19 protein-coding genes are annotated in these 17389 nt (G+C 66.4%); 1 reads left to right on the forward strand and 18 read right to left on the reverse strand.

Features of this window, described 5'->3' with window-relative positions; genetic code table 11:
• Positions 1–65: 65 nt before the first annotated feature.
• The 9 genes from ACSX1C_RS03765 to hemA form a co-directional block, all read right to left on the reverse strand.
• A complete protein-coding gene (locus ACSX1C_RS03765; RefSeq protein ID WP_439888298.1) occupies positions 66–767 on the reverse strand; it encodes an RES family NAD+ phosphorylase in 702 nt (233 codons plus the stop codon).
• A complete protein-coding gene (locus ACSX1C_RS03770; RefSeq protein WP_439888299.1) occupies positions 761–1165 on the reverse strand; it encodes an antitoxin Xre-like helix-turn-helix domain-containing protein in 405 nt (134 codons plus the stop codon). The genes ACSX1C_RS03765 and ACSX1C_RS03770 overlap by 7 nt, the downstream gene beginning before the upstream one ends.
• Positions 1166–1249: 84 nt before the next feature.
• Positions 1250–1528, reverse strand: a complete 279-nt coding sequence (locus ACSX1C_RS03775; RefSeq protein ID WP_318645392.1) for an EexN family lipoprotein — start codon at positions 1526–1528, stop codon at positions 1250–1252.
• Positions 1528–2454 (reverse strand): LysR family transcriptional regulator, encoded by a 927-nt coding sequence (locus ACSX1C_RS03780; RefSeq protein ID WP_439888300.1) that lies wholly within the window; start codon positions 2452–2454, stop codon positions 1528–1530. Before ACSX1C_RS03780 ends, ACSX1C_RS03775 begins: the two co-directional genes overlap by 1 nt.
• A 22-nt stretch (positions 2455–2476) precedes the next feature.
• Positions 2477–3676, reverse strand: coding sequence for an MFS transporter (locus tag ACSX1C_RS03785; protein WP_439888301.1), 1200 nt, complete (start codon positions 3674–3676; stop codon positions 2477–2479).
• A gap of 85 nt (positions 3677–3761) precedes the next feature.
• Positions 3762–5615, reverse strand: a complete 1854-nt coding sequence (gene asnB, locus ACSX1C_RS03790; RefSeq protein ID WP_439888302.1) for an asparagine synthase (glutamine-hydrolyzing) — start codon at positions 5613–5615, stop codon at positions 3762–3764.
• Positions 5616–5641: 26 nt separating this feature from the next.
• On the reverse strand, positions 5642–6712 hold the full coding sequence (locus ACSX1C_RS03795) for a Gfo/Idh/MocA family oxidoreductase (protein WP_439888303.1): 1071 nt from the start codon (positions 6710–6712) through the stop codon (positions 5642–5644).
• On the reverse strand, positions 6709–7212 hold the full coding sequence (locus ACSX1C_RS03800) for a GNAT family N-acetyltransferase (RefSeq protein ID WP_439888304.1): 504 nt from the start codon (positions 7210–7212) through the stop codon (positions 6709–6711). Before ACSX1C_RS03800 ends, ACSX1C_RS03795 begins: the two co-directional genes overlap by 4 nt.
• Before the next feature lies 1 nt (position 7213).
• Entirely contained in the window at positions 7214–8446 is a 1233-nt protein-coding gene (gene hemA, locus ACSX1C_RS03805; protein ID WP_439888305.1) for a 5-aminolevulinate synthase, read from the reverse strand.
• A 154-nt stretch (positions 8447–8600) separates the two neighbouring features.
• On the opposite strand from hemA, the gene ACSX1C_RS03810 reads away from it, so the two are divergent.
• Positions 8601–9470: a helix-turn-helix transcriptional regulator gene (locus tag ACSX1C_RS03810; protein ID WP_439888306.1), complete on the forward strand. Its 870-nt coding sequence runs from the start codon at positions 8601–8603 to the stop codon at positions 9468–9470.
• Here ACSX1C_RS03810 and ACSX1C_RS03815 read toward each other — a convergent pair.
• The 9 genes from ACSX1C_RS03815 to ACSX1C_RS03855 all read right to left on the reverse strand — a co-directional run bounded on the left by ACSX1C_RS03815 (position 9467) and on the right by ACSX1C_RS03855 (position 16465).
• Positions 9467–11416, reverse strand: a complete 1950-nt coding sequence (locus ACSX1C_RS03815; protein WP_439888307.1) for a DUF3363 domain-containing protein — start codon at positions 11414–11416, stop codon at positions 9467–9469. The genes ACSX1C_RS03810 and ACSX1C_RS03815 overlap by 4 nt on opposite strands.
• A 351-nt stretch (positions 11417–11767) precedes the next feature.
• Positions 11768–12292, reverse strand: a complete 525-nt coding sequence (locus tag ACSX1C_RS03820) for a S26 family signal peptidase (protein WP_439888308.1) — start codon at positions 12290–12292, stop codon at positions 11768–11770.
• Positions 12289–12531, reverse strand: coding sequence for a hypothetical protein (locus ACSX1C_RS03825; protein ID WP_439888309.1), 243 nt, complete (start codon positions 12529–12531; stop codon positions 12289–12291). The genes ACSX1C_RS03820 and ACSX1C_RS03825 overlap by 4 nt, the downstream gene beginning before the upstream one ends.
• Positions 12528–13166, reverse strand: a complete 639-nt coding sequence (parA, locus tag ACSX1C_RS03830) for a ParA family partition ATPase (protein ID WP_439888310.1) — start codon at positions 13164–13166, stop codon at positions 12528–12530. Before parA ends, ACSX1C_RS03825 begins: the two co-directional genes overlap by 4 nt.
• Positions 13167–13410: 244 nt before the next feature.
• Positions 13411–14247, reverse strand: a complete 837-nt coding sequence (locus ACSX1C_RS03835) for a replication initiator protein A (protein ID WP_439888311.1) — start codon at positions 14245–14247, stop codon at positions 13411–13413.
• Between the two features lie 11 nt (positions 14248–14258).
• Positions 14259–14540, reverse strand: coding sequence for a helix-turn-helix transcriptional regulator (locus ACSX1C_RS03840; protein WP_439889363.1), 282 nt, complete (start codon positions 14538–14540; stop codon positions 14259–14261).
• Positions 14541–15140: 600 nt separating this feature from the next.
• The gene (locus tag ACSX1C_RS03845; protein WP_439888312.1) at positions 15141–15653 is read right to left on the reverse strand and encodes an antirestriction protein ArdA; all 513 of its coding nucleotides are present in this window, start codon (positions 15651–15653) and stop codon (positions 15141–15143) included.
• A 246-nt stretch (positions 15654–15899) separates the two neighbouring features.
• Positions 15900–16196: a LasR-specific antiactivator QslA gene (locus ACSX1C_RS03850; protein ID WP_439888313.1), complete on the reverse strand. Its 297-nt coding sequence runs from the start codon at positions 16194–16196 to the stop codon at positions 15900–15902.
• Complete coding sequence (locus ACSX1C_RS03855) at positions 16193–16465, reverse strand: hypothetical protein (protein ID WP_439888314.1); 273 nt, start codon at positions 16463–16465, stop codon at positions 16193–16195. The genes ACSX1C_RS03850 and ACSX1C_RS03855 overlap by 4 nt, the downstream gene beginning before the upstream one ends.
• Between the last annotated feature and the right edge of the window lie 924 nt (positions 16466–17389).

Raw genomic sequence — 17389 nt, forward strand, 5'->3', positions numbered from 1 at the left:
TACGACTCAAGCGGTCTTTGTATGCCTACAGACATAGGGGCGATTCATATCCTCAGTTCTGCGAGCTATTCGGCCATCAGCGTGGCAATCCGGTTGACGCTAACAATCTGCCCGCTCCAGATCATCTCGAAATGAGCGGCCTGAATGATCGAGGTCACAGACCTCGGGGTCATCAGCGCCCAACAGACGTTGCCCGGTGACCGGACCGAGTTGTAGCGCAGGCCCGTGCATTCCGCGCGTTTGGTTTCGTTTCCCAGTTGATGCGAGTGCGTGTAGTCGTCAGGGGCGTAGATGGGATCTGTCAGCGGCACTAGGGTCGCGTCCCGCATCCCGGCATCGGTGAAGCTGCAGGTCAGCCCGCGGAAGACGAAGCGCTCGTAATTGAGGTCCGGCACCTTCGACCAATAGCGCTCCTGGTGATGGCGCACCTCGGCAATCGCGGTGTCCATCCTGTCGGCCAGGTAGAGCACGCCGAAGCTGCCATTGCTGAAGCGCGAGCCGGCCGGGTTCACGTGGGTGAAGGGCGCGGTGGCATAGGAGCATCCGGGAATGCCGAACGGGATCTGCTCGCGAGGAATCAGCTCCAGGCGGCCAAGCTCGTTCTGCAACCTTGGGTTGGTCAGTGCCTGAAGCTGGTAGAGCACCTCGAAGTCCGCGGCGTCGGCCACGTCATCGAATAGGGCGATGGGGGGAAACTTGGAGTTGACCAGGCGGTAGGCCTGCAGGCTGTCGCCCTCCAGGGCGGCGAGGCTGTCGAGCCTTACCACTGGGCACCGCGCAGGGTATCGATGCGCCGGAACGTCTCGTACAGCGAGATCATGTCGCCCTGGGCCATGACCTCGAGCGGGGCGCGCCCGTTGAAGAACTCGTTGCGGTTCGCCATCGCGGGGAAGCTGTAGACGTTCTCCGGGTTGTCGAACACCAGGCGCAGTGCCGCGTGAATGTTCAGCACGAAGCTGATGCGTTGCATCTGATCGGCGTCCAGGCTGACCGACCACGCCGCGTCTTGTTGCCGGGCGCGGGTGTAGGTGCTGCGCGAGATGCGCAAGATGCGGCAGGCCTGCTCGCAGGACGCCTGCCATTTGTCCAGGATGTTCAGCGCCGCACGCAGGCCCGCCACGCATTGGCTTTTCGAGAAGCTCTGAGCTTGGCTGGCGGTTGTCATGGCAGGTGCCTCAATTTTGACCTGTGGATTCAAATCTAGCATCTCTGCGTCTATGGATCAAAAGGTGGGTGCTTCACGGTTGCCTCAGCGAGGCCCGCCTCCAGTGTCAGGGAGGGGACTTGAGAAGATCTTGACGGGGTAGGGGGTGTAGGGGGTGCCCTTGCCCATAAAGCGTATGCGTTGGGCGTCGCCCACTGCATTGCATTGGGCTTCGCCCAGCTTGGATCGGTCCGCCCGGCACTGCAGACGCAGCTCCTCGAGCCGCTTGGGGTTCTCGGCGAGAAACTCGGCCGACTCGAACGGCATAGGCTTTTCGCACGCGCTCAACAGCAACGCGCTCAGTAGCAACGAAATCTTGTTCATCAAGCGATCTCCTCTCGTGATATCTGTGCGGGTAGCAGTGCCCGTTCCTCGGCCGGGCTCAGCCGCCCGATAAACCGTGCCATTTGCCCGGACGGTTCGCCCTCGCGTCGCACCAGATAGGTGGTCAGCATCGCCGGGCAACCGGCCAGCGGCCGTGCCACCACGTCGGGGTTGTTGAGCCCGGTGATCTTGGCCAGGCTGGAGAAGCCCAGTCCGTAGCCGGCCGCCACCAGCGCCATCATCAGGTCCAGGGTCGGTACGCGATCGGCGATGGTCAGCCGGGCATTCACGCTGCCCAGCACGCGCTGCAGTTGTTGCCAGAAGCCTTCGCAGACCTGGGGATCGCAGAGCACCAGGGGGTAGCGCACCACCTCCTCGAGCGGCACGTGGCGGTGGCTGAGCAGGGGATGGCGGGCTGGTACCGCCACCACCAAGGGATCGAACCAGACCGGCTCGGCTACCAGCCCCTCGCCGACCTCGGCGGCTTGGGCCAGGCCGAGGTCGAACAGGTCGTCGTTCAGCCCTCTGACCAGTTCGCCGAAGCTGACCTCTGCCAGAGATATCTCCACCTCCGGCTCCTCCTCGCGGCACTCGGCGAGCAGGGCGGCTAGGCGTGCCTGGGGAATGCCGTCGGACAGCCCGACCCGGATGCGCCCGCGGTAGCCGGCCGCGGCGCTGCGGGCGCTGGCCTTGGCCTGGTCGACCACGGCCATTATCCGGCGCGCCTCCTTCAGTAGCACCTGGCCGGCCCAGGTCAGGCTGGTACGCCGGGTGGTGCGCTCGAACAACTGCACGCCCAGGCGGTACTCCAGCTCCTTGATGATCCGCGAGAGCGGCGACTGTTCGATATGCAGGCGCGCGGCCGCCCGGGCGAAGTGCAGCTCCTCGGCGACGGCGATGAAACAGCGAAGATGGCGCAACTCCATGCTCACACCTCCTGGCGATGCATCAGCTATAGGGTTCGGCCTGCACGTCGCCGCTCCAGCCCGACTGGCGACGCAGGTTGACGATCTGCAGCAGGGCGCCCAGGGCGGCCACGCCAGCGGCGCTGGCGGCGAGGGTCCAGGTGGGCAGTTGCAACAGCAGGACGAAGCCACCGGCCGCGGCGCCGATGGCGCTGCCCAGGTACAGCGCCGACTCGTTCAGGGCGATGGCCAGGTTGCCGTCGCCCTGGGTTTGGCGCGCCAGGATCAGCTCGTTGTTCTGCGGCACCTGCAGGGCCCAGCCGACCGCGCCCCAGACGGTGATGGGCAGCATCACCAGCCAGGTGCTGAGGGCGGCGGCCAGCGGCAGCACGAACAGCGATACGGCGAGGATCAGCATGATGGCGAAGGTCAGCACCGGGCCCTTGATGCGGTCCACCAGCGGGCCGATCAGAAAGCTACCCAGCACGCCGCCGATGCCCCAGACCCACAGGTAGGGGGTGACCGAGCGCACCGCGCCGTAGTCCGGATCGGCCAGCAACGGGGCGATGAAGGTGTACATGCCGAGGCTGGCGATGGCGGCCAGCAGGGACACCAGCAGGATCACCAGCACATGGCCGTCGCCGAGGATCGCCAGCTTCTGGCCCAGCGTGCTGGCGGTGGCGGCCGGCAGTGCCGGAAGCTTCAGCAACAGGCCGAAGAAGGCCAATAACCCGAGCCCGGTGACCAGCCACAGGGCGGCCTGCCAGCCCAGTTGCTCGGCGATCAGCAGGCTGAGCGGCACGCCCAGCACCACGCCGCTGGCCATGCCGCCCATGATGATGGCGATGGCCTGCCCGCGCTTCTCCGGAGTGGATACGGCCGCCGAGGCGCCAATGCCCATGGCCAGGTAGACGCCGGCGCCGATGCCGGCGATGGCGCGCCAGACCATCAGCGCAGTGAAGCTCTCCGCCAGTGCACTGGCAGCGTTGGCTATGACGAACAGGCCTAAGGCCAGCAGGAGGCCGGCACGTTGGCGATGGGCGGGGGTCAGGGCGACGAAGATCGGCGAACCCAGGCCGTAGGCCAGGGTGAAGGCAGTGACCAGCTGCGCGGCCACCGCGACGGACACCGCGAACGAGGCCTCGATCATCGGGATCAACCCGGCGGTGACATAGGAGGCCATGCCGAGGGCGAAGGCCCCCAGCGCTATCAGGTAGATGGGGGATTGCTTGGGTGTGTGCATGCTCGGACTCGCTTGCGTTGCAAGAACGCGTGGATGGGACAGCGGAGGGATGCAGCCCCGCATCGGGGCCACATCCGGTTGGGGACTAGAGCTCGAGGCTGACGTCGTACTCGCTCAGCCACGTGTTGAGGCCGACCGCCAGCTCCATGCCCATGCGTTCGTACATGGGCGAGACGCTGCCGAGCGGCTTGGCCAGGGTTTGCTGTATACGGCCGCTGTCGAGCAGCGGCGTCACCGGGGCATTGCGATCGGCCTGGATGGCGGCCAGGGCATCACGCAGCGCCTGCTCATAGGCCGGATCCTGGGTCGAGGGGTAGGGGCTCTTGACCCGCTCGCTGATCGACTCCGGCAGCAGGTCGCGTGTCGCCGCGCGCAGGATGCTTTTCTCCCGCCCATCGAAGGCCTTCAGCGCCCAGGGGATGTTGAAGGCGTACTCGACCAGGCGGTGGTCGCAGAAGGGCACCCGCACCTCGAGGCCGACGGCCATGCTCATGCGGTCCTTGCGGTCGAGCAGGGTCTGCACGAAGCGGGTCAGGTTGAGGTAGCTCATCTGCCGCATGCGCCTATCCTGTGCGCTCTCGCCCGGCAGCGCCGGCGCTTCGGCAAGGGCCTGGCTGTAGCTGTCGCGCAGGAAACTGTGCATGTCGAGCTGGGCTAGCAGGCCCGGATCGAACAGGGTCTTGCCGTCGAAGTACTTGCCGGTCACCGAGGTCAACCAGGGAAAGGTGTCGGCTTGGATCGCCTCGGGGTCGTGGAACCAGCGGTAGCCACCGAACACCTCGTCCGCGCTCTCGCCGGACAGCGCCACGGTCGAGTGCTTGCGCACCTCCTGGAACAGCCGGTAGAGCGACGGCCACATGTCGCCCCAGAAGGCCGGCGGCAGGTCGAGGGCGCGCACGATCTGTGCACGCAACGCTGGGTCGGCCAGCTCGCGGCTGTCGAGGACGATCTCCTGGTGGCTGGAGCGGATCTTCTCCACCAGGTCGCGCACGAAGGGCGCGTCCGGCGTGCCGCGCACCGCATCGCCGGTGAAGCCGGCGCCGTGGTCGCTGAAGTCGACGGAGAAGGAGCGGATGTTCTCCTTGCCGGCGGCCAGCAGCTTCTTCGACGCCAGCGCGGTGATGATCGAGGAGTCGAGGCCGCCGGAGAGCAGGCTGCACAGGGGCACGTCGGCGACGATCTGGCGGTCGACGATATCCTCCAGCAGGTCACGGGTATGGCGGATGGTCTCGTCCAGCGAATGGCTGTGCTCGTGCGCCTCCAACTTCCAGTAGTGACGGCGGCCCAGGCCCTGGCGATTGATCCGCACGATCTCGCCCGGCAGCACCTCGCGCATACCGTCGAACACCGCATGGCCCGGTGTCTTCACCATCTCCAGGATCTCGCGCAGGCCGTCGGTGCGCACCTTGCGCGGCACCAGGGGATTGGCCAGCAGTGCCTTGGGCTCGGAGCCGAACACCACGCCGTCCGCGGTGGGGAAGTAATACAGCGGCTTGACGCCCATGCGGTCGCGGATCAGCAGCAGCTCCTGCGAACGCAGGTCCCAGATGGCGAAGGCATACATTCCGTTGAGGCGCTCGACGAAGGCCTCACCCCACTCCACATAGGCGCGCAGCACCACCTCGGTGTCGCTGCGGGTTTTGAACTGATGACCGAGTCGCTGCAACTCGGTACGCAGCTCGCGGAAGTTGTAGACCTCGCCGCTGTAGGTGATGGCGGCGACCTCGCGCGGGCCACCGTGCAGGGCCGTCATCGGTTGGCGGCCACCCTCCAGGTCGATGATCGACAGGCGGCGATGGCCCAGGCCGACCGGCCCGTCGATCCACAGCCCATCGGCATCGGGGCCGCGCAGGGCCATGGTGTCGGTCATGCGCTGCAGGGTGGCGCGCTGTCTTTCCAGGTTCTGGCTGTAGGACAGCCATCCAGTGATTCCACACATAGTCTTCTCCTCTCCTTGTGAATGGGTTACCCGAGGCTTTCCAGGTCGCTGTCCTCGGCCAGCAGCACGCGTGTCTCGCCATGGACGTAGCGCGCCGCTGGTGGGTTTTTCGCGTGGGCGTCGATCTCGTTGAGCAGGCGCTGCAGGGCCATCGCGATATCGAGACCGGCGAAGGCCTGGCGCGGCGGCTCCTTGAGCGCGACCCAGCGGACCACCTGCAGGCACAGCCGCGAGAGCTTGTGCAGGGTGTCCAGCCCTGGCTCGTCGGGGGTGGTGACGAACGCGTGGAGCAGCTCCTCGGCGCCGTTCGCGCCGCGGGTCCAGATGCGCAGCTGGTCGTGGTCCCAACGCGGCGTGTCGAACACCAGGCGCGCATGGATCAGCCGGGCGTCGCGGTCGACGAAGCTGAAGTCCAGGGTGCGCTGGCGGACGATGTTGACGAAGCTGCTGTAGCCGCTGACCGGCGCCTCGCCCAGGCGGGCGGTGAGCAGCACGCTGTCGAGCACCTCGTCGCCGGAGATCGAGAAATCCGAGCGCACGCCGAGCACACCCTGCAGTTGAAGCTGGCCGGCGCGCGGGCAGATCCAGCCGAGCAGGTCCAGGGCGTGGATCACCTCGCTGGTCACGCCACAGGAAGGGCGGTAGTCGTTGATGCGATCTTTGCCCCAGTGGAAGTGGGCGCGTACCAGTTGCCAGTTATGCCGCTCGACCCATTCGCGCAGCTGCCGGCTGGCGTCCGAGTAGCGTTCCACCAGGTCCAGGGCAAAGCCGCCGACCTGACTCAGGGCAGCACTGATTGCGGCCAGCTCATCCTGGGGCGTGACCAACGGTTTCTCGCAGATCACAAAACCCCGGTAGCCGGCCAACTGCTTGAGCACCGGCGCATGGCTGTGATCGTTGACGCTGACTACGACGATGTCCGGTGCGAATACCTCCAGCGCCCGGCCGACGCTGTCGAAGAACGGCAACTCGGTGGTCTTCTGCCGGCGCCCGACATAGGCCAGCGACAACGGCAGCCCGGTGCTCGTGGCGATGTGCTCGAAGGCGCGGCGGTAGCGGCTGCCGGCATAGCCCAGGCCGATGATGAGGATCTTCATGCCGCGGCCTCCTGACGGATCAGCAGACGCTCGTCGCTGGCGGCGAAGCCCAGTGTCTTGTACAGCGTGCCGGCCGCCGCGGTGCTCTGCAGCACCACCGAGCCGACGCCGCGGTTGGCGAACCAGTGCAGCAGTTGCTGCATCAGATGCCGGGCGATGCCGCGGCCCCGCCACTGCGGCGCCACCACCACCGACTGCACCCAGCCGCACAAGCCGTTGAGGCAGTTGGGCGCCGGCGCCCGCTGGTCGATGATGGCGGTCGCGCAACCTATGACCTCGCCGCTGTCGCGACGCTCGGCGGCGAGGATCTGCAGGTTGTCGCTCGCACCCAGGTGGCTGCCCAGCCAGCTGCGGTAGGCCGTACGCCACTGCGCGGCGTCCTCTGGCGACTTGCTCGCGTACGTGGCCGCAGTGCCATCCAGCAGGTGCGCGCGCAGCTCCACCAGGCTGGCCACGTCGGCCAGGGTCGCCGGACGTACGGTGAAGAGGGGCTGATCCATCTCAGGCCACCTCCGCGCCGAACACTTGGGACGCCAGCGGAATGGCGAAGTGCTCGAAGGTCTCGCGTAGCGACAGCGCCAGGTGCTCGATCTGCCCGTCGCTGTGGTTGGGCGTGGCATTGACCCGGAAGCGCTCGGTGCCGATCGGTACCGAGGGGTAGTTGATTGGCTGCAGGTACACGCCATGGCTGTGCAGCAGACGCTCGGCGGCGGCCTTGCAGCGCTTGGCTTCGCCGACCAGCACCGGCAGCACGTGGGTCTGCGAGCAGGGCATGACCGGGATGTCGTGCTGCCGCAGTTGCTCGCGCAGCTTGGCGGTCTGGCGATGCAGGCGCTCGCGCTCGGCACTGCTGGTCTTGAGGTGCTCGACGCTGGCCAGGCAACCGGCAGTGATCGCCGGCGGTAGCGAGGTGGTGAAGATGAACCCGGTGGCGAAGGAGCGCACCGCGTCGACGATCACCTGGGTCGAGGCGATATAACCGCCGATCACCCCGATGGCCTTGGCCATGGTGCCCTGGATGATGTCCACCTGCTCGGCCAGGCCGCGCTCGGCGGCGATACCGGCGCCGCGCGGACCGTACATGCCCACCGCATGCACCTCGTCGAGGTAGGTGAGGGCGTTGTAGCGCTTGGCGACCGCGACGATCTCGGCGATGGGCGCGATGTCGCCGTCCATCGAGTAGACCGACTCGAACACCACCAGCTTGGGCTGGCCGAGGGGGTAACCGGCGAGGAGCTGCTCCAGGTGGGCGACATCGTTGTGGCGGAACACCTTGCGCTCGTTCGGGGTCGAGCGGATGCCGTTGACGATGGAGGCGTGGTTCAGCTCGTCGCTGAGCACTACGCAATCCGGGATCCGCCGCAGCAGGCACTGCAGGGTGGCGTCGTTGGAACCGAAACCGGTGGGAAACACCAGCGTCGCCTCCTTGCCGTGCCAGTCGGCCAAGCTCGCCTCCAGGCGGGCATACACCTCATGGGAGCCACCGATATTGCGCGAGCCGCCGGAGCCGGCGCCGTAGGTCTCCAGCGCGTCGTGCATCTGCTCACGCACGGCTGGATGCTGGGACATGCCCAGGTAGTCGTTGCTGCACCAGACCACCACCGGCTCCTGCTCCCGGCCATCCAGCTTGGCCAGGGGGTATTGGCCACAGATGCGGCTGAGGGTGGTGAAGGTGCGGTACTGGTTGGAGGCCTTCAGGGTCTCCAGTTGTTCACGAAGAAGCGCTTGGTACATCCGTATATCTCCTTAGCGATTGCTGACACGTCGTTGTGTCTTCCTCATTCAGAAAGGGCCCTGGCACGCGCCTTTACGGCCAGGAGGCGCTATTCTTCTTTGGATTTATTGGGGTTACAATTTGACTATTTATACTGTTACTAGAGGTAATCGGATGAGCGCGCCCCGCACCCTCGAACGTACCCGGGCGGAACTGGCAGAGTTCCTGCGCAGCCGCCGCGAACGCATCTCGCCGGAGGAGGTGGGGTTGCCGGCGGGCAGTCGGCGGCGCACGCCGGGGCTGCGCCGCGAGGAAGTGGCGGCCCTGGCCGGGGTGGGGTTGTCCTGGTACACCTGGCTCGAACAGGGGCGGGACATCAGTGTCTCCGCGACCTTCCTCGATAACCTCTCGCGCACGCTCAAGCTCGATGCCACCGAGCGCCGTCACCTGTTCCTCTTGGCCCACCAGCGCCTGCCGCCGGAGCCGGGGCGCACCTGGTGCGTGGTGCCGCCGCTGATCCACCGCCTGATGGGCGATCTGCCGACGCGCCCGGCCTACGTGCTCAACCTGCGTTGGGACGTGCTGGCCTGGAATGGCGCGGCGGACCGGGTGTTCGGCTTCGCCGCGCAGCCGGTGGAGCGGCGCAACCTGCTGTGGCTGCTGTTCACCAGCCCGGCCATGCGCGAGTTGTTCGAACCTTGGGACGAGCAGGCGTTGCAGATCCTTTCCAGCTTCCGCCGCGACTTCGTCCGTGCCACCCAGGACCCGGATATCACTGCGCTGGTGAAGGATCTGGAAAAGGCCTCGCCCGACTTCAAGGCCTGGTGGCGCCAGCAGGAAATCCATGGCCCCTGCCAGGGCGTCCGCCACCTGCACATCGAGGATGTCGGGCACGTCGACTTCGAACACACCACCCTGACCATCGACGAGGACCGCCACCTGCGCCTGGTGTACTACGCGGCGAAGGAGGGCAGGGCGCAGAGCCGCGCCTTCGAGCAGTGGCTGCAGCAGGCGCTCGAGCCGGCTGGAGTACCGGCCGCTTAACCAATCGACGGGCCGCGCTGGCGGCCCAATTGCCAGGACACGCCGTTGCCCTGCACCACGGCAGACAGGCTCTGCCCGAGCTTCTGCTCGATCACCGGCTTCCAGGGCACCAGGCTGAAACCGATGCCGTCATCGAGCAGGGCGAAGCGCCCGCTGGCCAGCTGCAGGCTGCGCCGGTAGACCCCGCTGACCCGTTCGCCCTCGACCGCCGGGCGGTACTGCAGGCCCGTCTGCGCCGCGATCTCGCGTGCCGCCGTCGTCAGCTCGCGAGATCGCAGGGTGGCCAGCAGGTTGCGGGCCAGCACGACGCGCTGGCCCTGGCGCTGGGCCAGGTCCTGTTCCACCAGAAAGTCCGCACGCTGGCGCAGGGCCTCGCGCACCTCGGTGCCGAAGCCGCGGTTGGACAGCTCGCGGCTGCCACCGAGCAACTGCTGGTCCAACCAGGTTGCACCGATGGCCCTGACCTGCCGCTCGATGGGCAGCGGCGTGCGCAGCTCCACGGCGACCTCACCAAGGCGGCGGGCGTCATGCCGCAGTCCCTGCTCCGGCAGATCGGCCGGTACTCGCCAGACCCCCTCGGCCACCCGCTCGACGATGCCGGCCCGGCGCAGGGCTTCCAGGCGCCGTACATGGCGTTCGACTAGCGCCGCGCGATCAGGCTCGTCGGTGGCCTGCGTCCGGGCCTGAGCCAGGTGCTGATCGCTGCAGTAAATGCCATCTGCCGCCAGCGCAGCGATCGAGCGGTCCACCGCGCGCGGTTCGCTCAGTGTTCGCGCCTCCACCACGGCGCCGATGGGGTAGTCGGCCAGCTCAGTGCGGGCCGGCAGGGCCAGGTAGTGGGCCTTGCCATCGAGGCCATCGACCACCAGGTAGCCACGGTCATGCAGTTCATCGGCGAGCCCCTTGGCCACCACCCGGCCGGTCACCGCAGGGCAGCCGTTACCGGAGTCGAATACCGCCAGTTCTCGCTGCGTACCGCCCATGGCGCGCTGTAGCGTGCGCACGATATCGCCGCGCTCGCCCAGGGCTCGCAGGGTCGCCTCGGCCTCACTGCGTATGAGCCACTGACCGGGTCGAGTTTCGGCGGCCAGTTCCAGCCGCTGAAGGTGCTGCAGGCGGCCGATCAGCAGCTGCCGGCGCGGATGGTTGGCGAGGCGCTTCAGGCTCAGCACGCCGGCCTGTCGTTCGCGCAGCAGGGTGCGATCCAGGCTGGTAAAGCGCTGCTGCTCCACCTCGCGCTGCAGGCCCTGCTGGATCTCCAGTTCGGTACGCGGGCCGAGCCATTCGGTGGCCAGTTCGGCGGCGCGGTTGCGCATGCCCTCGGCGATGTAGTCGCGGGCGATCACCAGGTCCTTGCCGGTGTCGTCCTTGCCGCGCAGGACGATATGGGTGTGCGGGTTGTCGGTGTTCCAGTGGTCGACCGCCACCCAGTCGAGTCGCGTGCCGAGATCAGCCTCCATGCTGCTCATCAGGTGGCGGGTGTAGGTGCGCAGATCGTCGAGCTGCTCGGCGTCCTCGGGCGAGACGATGAAGCGGAACTGGTGGCGGTCCTCGCGGCCACGCTCCTCGAAGGCCGCCACGTCGGCCTGGTCGGTCAGCGGGCCGTAGGCCTGGCCCGGATTGCCCTCGCGACTGACGCCATCGCGCTCGATGTAACGCAGGTGGCTCAGGGTCGAACGCTTGCCCGCCTGGCGCAGGTTCACCAGGCGCGTCTTGATGGTGACGCGGCGGGCGTTGGCTGGCAGTTGCTGCGCACTGAACCGCGCGGCGACATGGCCGCGGCCGAGGCGGGCGCCTGGCTGCTGGCCAGCCTTGCGCGCCTTGCCGGTACCGGCCTTGTTGGCCTGGCGCAGCACTTGGTTGATGTAGCTCTGGCCGCGTTGCTTCGGCGCTCCCGGCCGGGGGCGGAAGCCTTGTTCGTCGTTCGGATGGCGCTCCTTGCTCATGCTGATTCCTCTTCCATGTCGATCGTAGTGCGGCGTGCCAGTCACGCGCGTAGGCCAGTGTTGATCCGGGGTGAACACGACCGCGGCACCTGGTGAAGTTGACGCTGTGCCGCCGCCAACCCCCGTGCAGACTGCTTTCCAGGGCTAGCGAAGTGCCGCCCCCTTTTATCTTGCCCTCCGCTTTTCCCGTGCCTTTGTGCTCCTAGGTTGGGTAATCAGGTGAGGTGGGACGTGGACTTCCAAAGTCCCAGACCGGCAGGCGAGGGCAGTTATATCGGCATGACGGTGGTGCTCGACTGCACAAGCCGAGCACACGCATTCGGCAGACGGATTGACTCTGAGAGGGTCTGATCATCGACGCGACTCCAGCCACAAGGGCTGCGCCCGGCCGATCACCGCGTCGACCGACACCGGGCCGAAGTAGCGGCTGTCGAACGACTCCGGATGGCGGCCCAGCAGGAACAGTTCCTTGCCCACCAGGCGTCGACAACCTCGCCAGACCGGTAGCGCGCGACCTTGTCGATCCCAATGCAACCGCCTGGCAACAAGCCTGCCGTCGACCCGCAGCTGAGCGCCGTGTACGCACACGCTCTGCGGCGCGACCGCGGCGACCGTTTTCAGCAGCGGTACGTTCGCCGGTAGAAAACCCCGCTGCGCTGCCAGCGCCATTGCCTCTGCTGGCAAGCGAACCAGCAGCAGATCGCCGGCTGCAACCGTGCGGGTTGCTGTGATGCGATACCAGCCGATCGGCACGCTGTCGGAGGCGTTGTAAACGAGTTGGGGCGGCGACGTCGCGAATGCGGTCCAACCCAGTGCCAGCAAACTGCCGGTGGCCAGCGCCAGTGGCCACTGCGCACGGCGAGTGTCCGGCGTCATGGCGTGGCCTCCGGGTATTCCCGCTCCAGCACCTCGCGCAGCAACTGTGCCACCGTCACGCCGCGGTTGAACGCCGCCAGCTTGATCCGTGTGCGCAGGGCGGGCGTCACGTCCAGGGTCAGTCGCGCGGTGTAGCGCGCAGCCTTGCTGGGGGCGATGGCGGTGCCCTGGCGTATCCAGGCCTCGGCCTTTGGATCGGCCAACGGCCGTGCACCGATGCCGATGCGCTTGCCGCTCATGGCGCCCACCTCAGCAGCTCGTCGACCAGGCTGCTGACCTCGCGTGCTGCGACGCTGTCCGGTGCCAGTTCGCAGGCCAGGCGACCGGCCGCCACGCTCTCGGCAAACACGATGCGTTGGCGCACCTCGGCCTGCAGCGCCGGCAGCGGTTGGTCGGCCAAGGCGCCGCGCGCCTCGCGGCCGATCACCGTGGTGCTGACCCGGCGGTTGATGGCAAACGCTGCTTGCAGCGTGGGACGAAACAACTGCGCCTCGCGGATCAGGTTGACCATCTCCGCGCTGGCCCACAGGTCGTAGGGGCTGGGCTGCACCGGGATCAACACACGCTCGGCGGCCAGCAACGCCGAGCGGGCGAGGGCGGCGATGCGCGGTGGTCCGTCGATGATCAGGTGATCGGCACGCCGAGCCAGCTCCGGTGCCTCCTGGTGCAGCGTCTCGCGCGCCAGGCCGACGGCGCTGAACAGCCTGGGCAAGCCCTGCTGGCTGCGCCGCTGGGTCCAGTCGAGCGCCGAGCCCTGGGGATCGGCATCGAGCAGGATGACGTTGTGGTCGCGCAGGGCCAGTTCGCCGGCGATGTGGGTGGCCAGGGTGGTCTTGCCCACCCCGCCTTTCTGGTTGAGCAGGGCGAGGATCATGGCCGTTTCTCCCCGGCCAAACCGCCCCAATCGGCGCCTGTCCACAGCAGGGGCCTGCCCCAATAACAAGTTAGAGCTTTTAAGTTAGTTAAGTTAAGGGAGGCTGGAGGTCGCGCCAGCCGTGGCCTGCAGAGGAGTTGGTGCGCCTGATGGCACGTGCATCGTGCTCCTGATAGCACGGGCCGGCGTGCGCCCGATAGCACGTCGCGATTCACAGCTTTTCCCGAAGTTATCCCCGTGCCGTCTACGGCACGGCGCGAAAGGCCAGCAGCTCGGTCGACCGCGACAGACGCACCACCTCCAGGCGATAGCCCGGCATCGACTGCCGGGTGACCAGGGCACGCAGGTCGAGGGCGAAGTCCGAGTAACGTGCCGTGCTCCCCGACTTGCGGTACAGATGGCGAAAGTCGAACTGCCAGCCGTCCTCCTGGCGCCCGCCGTGCTTGCGTACCAGGCGGTACAGCCAGCGCTCGATGCCGCCGGAGAGGCGGAAGTAGGCCGGGTCGATGGTCAGCACCAGGGCCTGATCCAGCACCCCGCGGTAGAACCAGTCCGGCAGGATCAGCTCGATGCCCAGCGGCCGGCCATCCGCCTCGGCCAGCTCCTTCCACTCGTTGATCCATGAGAAACGATGCAGGCGCCGGCCGGTGGGTGCGCGAAGCGAGGTGGCCACGCTGGTCGACTGCAACCGATCCAGGGCGGCCTTCAGGCGCTGGTAGTCGCGCAGCGAAGTGCCGCGGCCGATGAAACGCAGGATCTGGTAGGGCGTTGCACGCATCAGCCGCGAAGTGGGGATGCCGGCATCGCGTGCCTCGACGATCTGGCTGGCCGCCCAGATCAGGATGTCGGCATCCCAGATAGTGGCGATGCCATGCTCCAGCGTGCCCTCGACGCGCACCGTCACCTCGCCCGAGCGAAAGTCGATTGGCACGACACGGCGTGACTTGGCCAGGGAGAAGAACGGGTGCGCCATCAGGTCCTGGGCGTCGCGCGGCGCCAGGTCGCCCGGCAGGGCGCGGAACAGGTCTAGTTGCTGGCTTTGCCCGCTCGAGGCCGGCAAGGAGGGCTCGTAGCGACTCATGGGCAAGGGCTTCACTGCTCATCACGCTGCGCTCCCGGGTGGCGGTCGAGGTACTCGGGGTCGAAGGTGGTTTCGAAGCTGCGCTGACCGGCCCAGGCCTCGAGATCGGCCAGGGCGTACATCACCCGCCGACCGAACTTGTGGAAGCGCGGCCCGCCGCCGATCACCCGCTGCTTCTCCAGCGTGCGTGGCGACAGACGCAGGAAGGCCGCTGCTTCGTGGTTGGTGAGGTAGCGCTGGGAAGGGCAGGCCTGAGGCGTTTGCGCTTCACTGGCGCGCTCTACGGGCCTCATGGCGTGGGCCGTAGGGCCGGCCTTGCGGTGCAGCGGGGAGTCGAGATCGATGCGATTTGGGTGACGGGACGGCTCGGGTGAGTGCGACATGGGGGTGTCCTCCGTTGACGTGGGAGGTGCACCGTGCGGCAGTCGGCGCGCTCGATCATGCCAAGTTGGGTCAGGGCGAATGCGCAGGCAAGAGGGGCGGGGATTGTGACACGGAGGGTCTGGATGCTGACCGAGTACGACCCATCCGTGCGAGCGACTGCCAGCGGCAAGCCCCCGCGTCGGGATAGAAGTGCGCAGAGTTACGGATTTGCGGATCTACAGCTTTCTGTAGAACCGCAAAAGCGCATCGGCGGATTTCCGTAAATCCGTAGAAGCGCCGATTCGCTTCTGCACAAATCCGTGGATCCGTAGAAGCGGATCTACGGATTTGGGTAAAGACGTAAGACCCTAACGGTCTGAATCGGTAGGCTCCAGAATGGGGCTGCAGCAGGCCGATTGCCGGGTGCGCTCACCCGGGCATCGGCTTTCGGGTGGGGCGCGCGGGTGGCCGGCAGGACAGGGGCGCAAACAGCCAAGGCACCGGGTTGGCCCCGGTGCCCCGCATTCGTTCTAGCGATTCCAGAACACGTGCACCAGCTCGAAGCCGGTCTCCATGGTGAACGCATCGCCGCTCATCTCCATGTCGCGGGCCATGGCGCGGTAGTCGATGTAGGGGGCCAGGTGCTGGGGAATGTGGCTGGTTTCCTCGGTCAGCTCCTGGGCGTAGTCGGCCAGCGAGGCGTAGCAGCCGCAGTAGTCTTCCTCGGCCGCCTTGCGCGCCTGCTCAAGGTCGTTGCAGTGGGCGAGGAGGGCGCCGCCGAACTCCGGGTACTCCTCGATAAAGCAGGCAACTTCGTGGGCGCTCTGGAGGCCCTCGTACTCACCGAGGCGGTAGCCGTCGAAGCCCTCGAAGTCGTGAATGGCGTATTCCTCCGCTCCCTCGACCGGCGAGGCCGTCAGCATCGCTTCGACCTGCGCCTGGATCTCGTCCAGCTCCAGGGTGGCATCGATCCAGACCCCATGCAGGTGGCCGGCGTTGTAGGCGGCCAGGTCGGCCACATAGATCCTGATTGCTTCGCTCATGGTGTTCGCTCCTTCGTCTTCCGGGTTCTGCGCTTGCGCGGCGCATGAACCCCTGCCGACTAGGGCGACTAAGGCCGTCGTGAAAAAATCAGGAAAAATCGCGGAGGCTCCGCCCAGCGCAGCGGCCGGGTGGAAACCGTCTATTTTTCTTGATTTTGAGGGGGCAAGAACCCCTGCTCTTGGCGCCAGGAGGGCTCGCCTCCGGGACAAGGGATGAGCCGGCGGCAGCGCCGGCTCAGAGTCTGCTTAGAGACGCAGCGCCACCGCCTTGACGGGCTCGCCACCCTGTCGGGGCGAGCACAAGCGCTGATGGATGCGGCTGAGAAAACCCACCTCGAAGGCACGGCGCTCGATGGCGCGGGGCAGGTGGTCGCGCTCGGCGATCATCGCTGCCCAGAGCCAACCACTGCGGGTGTTGTCGAGCCAGGTCTGGGCGAAGTTCACGCCCTGGTTGAAGGCTTGGCGGCAGTCCGCGGCCCAAGTGATCTCCATGCCAGGATGGCCGTCGTGCGGCGGAAGGAGGGTGACGACACCTTTGCTCATGACGCGACACCTCCTCGCGCTTCGGAGAGCGCTCGGCGGTACAGCACGACCATCTCATCCAGCAGATCCAGAGCCGAGTAGGCCGTAACCCTCACACGCAGGTCATCTGGCTGAAAGCCTTCCGGCTCGGCCATCTGATCGAGCAAGTTGCCGAGCATTGTGGCGCGCAACTCGGCGGCGGCCTCGACGGGCAGGGGCGAGCGTTCGGATTCGTGCAGCGGACTCTGCTGCCTCGGGAACGGGATGATGCAGGTGTCGAACTCAGCCATGACGCACCTCCCGGATGGAGGCGGACAACAGGACCTGAGACCCAAGGCGGAGCCCTTGGGTAAAAAGGGGGTAGCGCATTTTCCTTATGCTCCTTGGTTCGATTAAGGAGCCACTACCATCCGTTGTCACGCGGATTGGTGGTGGACCGTACGGGGGTGACGACCGGGAACCAAGGGAACCGGCCAGGCCGAAGCCTGCCCCGCACGGCCCACCATAGAAAAGCGATAGCCGAGCACAAACGTGCTTGCTAGTCACCTAAGGTGCTACCGCGCCCTTGCTTCACAGGTTGTCACGCCCGGCCGTGGGATTGACCACGACGGGCGCACTCTAGCCTGCGAGTTTCGGGATGGCAACATGCTGTGGCGTAGATGTTCTATGACTTGGTGGCCGCTGTGGAGACGCGTGCTTTTGTGCGAGGCAGAGGGCCCCCGATTGCTGCGTTTGACTAACACAGGAGGGCTCAAGGACTAAGTGGGCTTCCCCTGCGCAAATTATGCCGGTCGGCGGCGTATGTGGAGGCGCAGGTCCGGCGTGTGGTTCATATAGTGAAATAGCGGATCTTCAAGCGGGGGCGTAAGCCGCACAAGGATATGCACTGATGCATTCCGACCGATCTCCAGAACCGGAGTAGACCAATCTGGCGAATGCGGGCGAGGTGCGCCTGTAAAACGCAGAAACCCGGGCAAAACCCGGGTTTCTGGATGAATCAGCCGGCTGCGCCAGATCTGGAAGTGCATTGAGCAAGTTACAGCCGGATTGGTGCTGGCTTGTTCGGAGTTTCTTTAGCCAAAGATAAGACTAGGGAGCCACAGAGCGATCTGGTCGTTTTTGATCGACGGCCCGCTTTACAAAATCAGCGAAGGCTGAAGTCGGCCAAAATTACTGGGCTACTTCAGACCATCCTTAGCAGTGCGGTGTAGGCC

Origin of the sequence: Pseudomonas sp. MBLB4123, from assembly GCF_051904775.1 — a bacterium.
Classification (GTDB): Bacteria; Pseudomonadota; Gammaproteobacteria; order Pseudomonadales; family Pseudomonadaceae; genus Aquipseudomonas; species Aquipseudomonas benzenivorans_B.

What these genes read in the sequence shown, in the direction of transcription:
- ACSX1C_RS03770 (WP_439888299.1), bottom strand. Translation starts at nt 1,165, where the DNA reads ATGACAACCGCCAGCCAAGCTCAGAGCTTCTCGAAAAGCCAATGCGTG.
- ACSX1C_RS03775 (WP_318645392.1), bottom strand. Translation starts at nt 1,528, where the DNA reads ATGAACAAGATTTCGTTGCTACTGAGCGCGTTGCTGTTGAGCGCGTGC.
- ACSX1C_RS03780 (WP_439888300.1), bottom strand. Translation starts at nt 2,454, where the DNA reads ATGGAGTTGCGCCATCTTCGCTGTTTCATCGCCGTCGCCGAGGAGCTG.
- ACSX1C_RS03785 (WP_439888301.1), bottom strand. Translation starts at nt 3,676, where the DNA reads ATGCACACACCCAAGCAATCCCCCATCTACCTGATAGCGCTGGGGGCC.
- asnB (WP_439888302.1), bottom strand. Translation starts at nt 5,615, where the DNA reads ATGTGTGGAATCACTGGATGGCTGTCCTACAGCCAGAACCTGGAAAGA.
- ACSX1C_RS03795 (WP_439888303.1), bottom strand. Translation starts at nt 6,712, where the DNA reads ATGAAGATCCTCATCATCGGCCTGGGCTATGCCGGCAGCCGCTACCGC.
- ACSX1C_RS03800 (WP_439888304.1), bottom strand. Translation starts at nt 7,212, where the DNA reads ATGGATCAGCCCCTCTTCACCGTACGTCCGGCGACCCTGGCCGACGTG.
- hemA (WP_439888305.1), bottom strand. Translation starts at nt 8,446, where the DNA reads ATGTACCAAGCGCTTCTTCGTGAACAACTGGAGACCCTGAAGGCCTCC.
- ACSX1C_RS03810 (WP_439888306.1), top strand. Translation starts at nt 8,601, where the DNA reads ATGAGCGCGCCCCGCACCCTCGAACGTACCCGGGCGGAACTGGCAGAG.
- ACSX1C_RS03815 (WP_439888307.1), bottom strand. Translation starts at nt 11,416, where the DNA reads ATGAGCAAGGAGCGCCATCCGAACGACGAACAAGGCTTCCGCCCCCGG.
- ACSX1C_RS03820 (WP_439888308.1), bottom strand. Translation starts at nt 12,292, where the DNA reads ATGACGCCGGACACTCGCCGTGCGCAGTGGCCACTGGCGCTGGCCACC.
- ACSX1C_RS03825 (WP_439888309.1), bottom strand. Translation starts at nt 12,531, where the DNA reads ATGAGCGGCAAGCGCATCGGCATCGGTGCACGGCCGTTGGCCGATCCA.
- parA (WP_439888310.1), bottom strand. Translation starts at nt 13,166, where the DNA reads ATGATCCTCGCCCTGCTCAACCAGAAAGGCGGGGTGGGCAAGACCACC.
- ACSX1C_RS03835 (WP_439888311.1), bottom strand. Translation starts at nt 14,247, where the DNA reads ATGAGTCGCTACGAGCCCTCCTTGCCGGCCTCGAGCGGGCAAAGCCAG.
- ACSX1C_RS03840 (WP_439889363.1), bottom strand. Translation starts at nt 14,540, where the DNA reads ATGAGGCCCGTAGAGCGCGCCAGTGAAGCGCAAACGCCTCAGGCCTGC.
- ACSX1C_RS03845 (WP_439888312.1), bottom strand. Translation starts at nt 15,653, where the DNA reads ATGAGCGAAGCAATCAGGATCTATGTGGCCGACCTGGCCGCCTACAAC.
- ACSX1C_RS03850 (WP_439888313.1), bottom strand. Translation starts at nt 16,196, where the DNA reads ATGAGCAAAGGTGTCGTCACCCTCCTTCCGCCGCACGACGGCCATCCT.
- ACSX1C_RS03855 (WP_439888314.1), bottom strand. Translation starts at nt 16,465, where the DNA reads ATGGCTGAGTTCGACACCTGCATCATCCCGTTCCCGAGGCAGCAGAGT.